General features: G+C 68.8%; 5 protein-coding genes. All 5 read right to left on the bottom strand.

Going from position 1 to position 3,735, the window contains the following annotated elements; translation table 11 throughout:
• A partial coding sequence (locus AC5RTT_RS20155; RefSeq protein WP_494146646.1) for a uroporphyrinogen-III synthase occupies positions 1-441 on the bottom strand: 441 nt, incomplete at its 3' end.
• A 14-nt stretch (positions 442-455) separates the two neighbouring features.
• Positions 456-1,454: a hydroxymethylbilane synthase gene (hemC, locus tag AC5RTT_RS20150; RefSeq protein WP_133346061.1), complete on the bottom strand. Its 999-nt coding sequence runs from the start codon at positions 1,452-1,454 to the stop codon at positions 456-458.
• Positions 1,451-2,713: a ferrochelatase gene (locus tag AC5RTT_RS20145; protein ID WP_494146645.1), complete on the bottom strand. Its 1,263-nt coding sequence runs from the start codon at positions 2,711-2,713 to the stop codon at positions 1,451-1,453. Before AC5RTT_RS20145 ends, hemC begins: the two co-directional genes overlap by 4 nt.
• On the bottom strand, positions 2,710-3,411 hold the full coding sequence (gene hemQ / locus AC5RTT_RS20140; protein ID WP_494146644.1) for a hydrogen peroxide-dependent heme synthase: 702 nt from the start codon (positions 3,409-3,411) through the stop codon (positions 2,710-2,712). The genes AC5RTT_RS20145 and hemQ overlap by 4 nt, the downstream gene beginning before the upstream one ends.
• Positions 3,412-3,527: 116 nt before the next feature.
• The coding region (locus AC5RTT_RS20135) for a hypothetical protein (protein WP_494146643.1) at positions 3,528-3,735 on the bottom strand (208 nt) is incomplete at its 5' end.

Here is a 3,735-nt window from a genome sequence, read left to right as displayed (position 1 = left end):
CAGCAGGACCCGCCCGTCGCCGGGCCAGACCTCGAGCAGTCCGGCGGCGGACTGCTCGTTGCGCGGCGTCAGGTCCACCGCCAGGCCGTTGGCCTCCAGCACCTTCCGCGTGGCTGGTCCCACGGCAGCAATCCGGGTACCGGCGGGGACCCACTGGCGCAGGGAAAGGCCGCGGTCCCGGGCTTTGCCGAGGAGCACATGGACAGTGGTTGCGCTGGTAAGCACCAGCCAATCGAATGCACCGGCTCCCAGTGCGTCACAGGCCACGTCCAGGGAATGCTGGTCCGGTGCCCGTTCGAAGTCGATGAGCGGCAGGAGCATGGCGGTGGCCCCGGCTTTTTCCAGCGCAGACACGAGTTCCAGTGACCGCTCCGGGCTGCGGGTGATCAGGACCCGGGCGCCGGCCAGCGGCTCGCCCGCCCCTGATGTTCCTGCAGGCACTCCCCTGGGCAAGGTCAGGATGCCTGGAGGTCTGCGATGTCGGCGGCACCGGCGGCAAGGAGGACCTCGGCCAGTTCGATGCCCAGAAGGGTGGCGCCCACCTCGGTCAGCCCGTCGGTTGCCCGCTTGTCGCGGACGGACGCGGTGCCGTCCACCGCGCAGACAACGCCTTCGAGGTGCAGCATGCTGCCCTTCCGGTAGGCATACGCGCCCACCGGAGCCGCGCAGCCGGCTTCCAGCCGGGCCAGCATGGCCCGCTCTGCCGTGACAGCGAGCCGGGTGTCCGGGTCGTCAAGCGCGGCGAGGGCCTGGGCCAGCACGGCCTGGGATCCTTCGGTTGAACCGGGCTTCCGCGGGGCGTCGGCGGTGCGGCACTCGATGGCCAGGGATCCCTGCCCGGCGGCCGGGAGCATGACGTCGGTCTCCAGGAATTCGCTGACGGCATCCAGCCGGTTGATGCGCTCCAGGCCTGCGGCAGCAAGCACCACGGCGTCGAGGTCGCAGGACTTGCCGGGCACCACCTGGTCCGTGGTGTTGCCCGGAAGCCCGGGAACCCGGCCCAGGCGGGTGTCCACGTTGCCGCGGATGTCCAGGATCTCCAGGTCGGGCCGGGCCGCGCGAAGCTGCGCTGCACGGCGGGGCGAACCTGTGCCCACCGTGGCGCCGGCGGGGAGATCGGCCAGTTTCAGCCCGTCCCGGGCGCAGAGGACGTCGCGGACGTCAACGCGGCGCGGGGTGGCCGCCAGGCTGAGCCCCACGGCTGCCCCGGTGGGAAGGTCCTTCAGGGAGTGGACGGCCACATCGCATTCGTTCCGCAGCAGCGCGTCCCGCAGCGCTGCCACGAAGACACCGGTGCCGCCCATCTGCGACAGCGAGCCGGTGAGGACGTCGCCGTCGGTCCTGATGTGGACGAGCTCCACGGGAAAACCTCCGACGGCGGCCAGCTGGTCCGCGGTCTGCTGCGTCTGCGTCAGGGCCAGTTTGCTGGCGCGGGTTCCGATCCGGACAGTCACTGCTGTGCTGCTCCTTGCGATGCTTCCGGCTGCGCCGGCAGGGCGGGGTAAGGGTCGTGGCCCGTCCCCACGGTGGTGTCGGCACCGGCGATAGTGGGCTTTTCACCGCGGAAGTTCGCGCAGCAGCCTGGCCGGCAGACGTCGTACCAGGGGCCGAGGTCCGTCACTGCCGGACGTTCGCTGATGTGGTTGGCCTCGGTGCGTTCGCAGATGAGGTCCACCATGCCGTTGACGAACTTGCGGTGGGTGCCGGGGGTGGGAACGCGGGTGGCGGCCAGGCCCAGGTTGGCGCAGGTCTCCAGCGCTTCGGTGTCCAGGTCCCAGACAACCTCCATGTGGTCGCTGACGAAACCGAGCGGCACGATGACGATGCCCTTGCTCCCCTTGCCGGCGAGTTCCTCGATAGCGTCGTTGATGTCGGGTTCAAGCCACGGCACGTGCGGGGCGCCCGAGCGTGACTGGTAGACCAGCGACCATGGCGCGGTAAGGCCGGATTCCTCCTCCACGCGCTGCATGACGGCCGCGGCGGTGGCTAGGTGCTGTGCCACGTAGGCCGAGCCTTCCTCGAATTCGCGGGGCTCGCCGTCGGACTTGCCGGCAGCTTCGGCATCCCGGGTGGGGATGGAGTGGGTGGCGAAGAGGATCTGGACGGGAGCATCCGGGGTTCCGGCTTCAGCCAGCTTGGCACGGACCTCGGCGAGGCCGGCGGCGGTGCCTTCCACGAACGGCTCCACGAATCCGGGGTGGTCGAAGTACTGGCGGACCTTGTCCACTTCCAGGCGTCCGTCCAGTCCGGTCTCTGTCAGGGCCATGCCGATGTCCTCGCGGTACTGGCGGCAGCTGGAGTAGCAGGAGTAGGCACTCGTGGTGATCATCAGCAGGCGGCGGTGGCCGGCATCGTACGCGTCCTGCAGTGTCTCCGGAATGTAGGGGGCCCAGTTGCGGTTGCCCCACAGCACGGGGAGGCTGATGCCGCGGGCGGCCAGCTCGGCCTCGAGTGCTGCCTTGAGCTCACGGTTCTGCTGGTTGATGGGGCTGATGCCGCCGTTTGCGCGGTAGTGGTGCGAGACCTCCTCCAGCCGCTCGTCCGGGATCCCGCGGCCGCGGGTGACGTTGCGGAGGAAGGGAATCACATCCTCCTGGCCCTCGGGACCGCCGAAGGAGGCGAGGAGTACGGCGTCGTAGTTCTTGGGGGCCATCCGGCCCGCCTCCGTCACCGGATTGACGGCGGTGGCGCCCTGCGGATCGAGGGGGCTCATGCCAGCACCTCGGCTACCTCGTCGGCGGAGATCCGGCGGCCGGTGTAGAACGGGACTTCCTCGCGGACGTGGTTGCGCGCCTCGGTGGCGCGCAGGTGCCGCATGAGGTCCACCAGGTCAACGAGTTCGGGGGCCTCCAGGCCGAGGATCCATTCCCAGTCGCCGAGCGCGAAGGAGGACACGGTATTGGAAATGACCTGGGGGAAGTCCCGGCCCAGCAAGCCGTGGTCACGGAGCATCTTGCCGCGGTCCTCCTCCGGCAGGATGTACCACTCGTAGGAGCGGACGAACGGGTAGACGCACAGCCACTCCGCCGGGGTGACGCCGCGGGAGAAAGCAGGCGTGTGGTTCTTGGCGAACTCCGCCTCGCGATGCACGCCCATCGCCGACCAGACGATCTCGGTTCCGGCGAAGAGCGAGCTGCGGCGGATATCGCGGATGGCCTGCTGGAGGGCCTCCGGCTTGGGCCCGTGAAGCCACACCATGACGTCGGCATCGGCGCGCATGGCGGAGACGTCGTAGCTGCCGCGGTGGGTCACGTGTCCCTCAGCCAGGCGCTGCAACAGGGCCTCGAAATCGGCCGCGGCATCGGCGCTGCGGACCACTGCCTCCGACCGTTTGAAGACAGTCCAGAGGGTAAAAAACTGCTCGGCTGATTCTTCGGTTTTAGTGACAGATTCGGCAGAAGTGTGGCTCATGGTTACAAGTTTGCCCTTTAGTACCCGCCAAGTCGAAACCAAGAACTTCTACAATCCGTAGAAGTGGGCAAGATCACACCGGCGTCCGTTTTCCCTCTGTCCCAGTCGCTCCGGCGTTAGGGATTGCGCAGGCGGAAGAGCACCAGGCCAGCCGCACCTGCCACACCCACCAGTCCGGACCCGAGCCACACCATGGCACTGCGCGGCTCCGGCTGGGCCTTGAGCGTGGCGCTGCTCCGCGCGCTGGAGCCGGTGCTGTACGGCGTCCACGCCGAGTGGGCCTGGGGTGTGCTGTACAGTGGCGCGCCGCCAGCTTGGCTGCCG

Source organism: Arthrobacter sp. Y3221157 (assembly GCF_059089865.1).
Note: the sequence above shows the minus strand (reverse complement) of the source record. Positions and strands in the feature narration are given on the sequence as shown.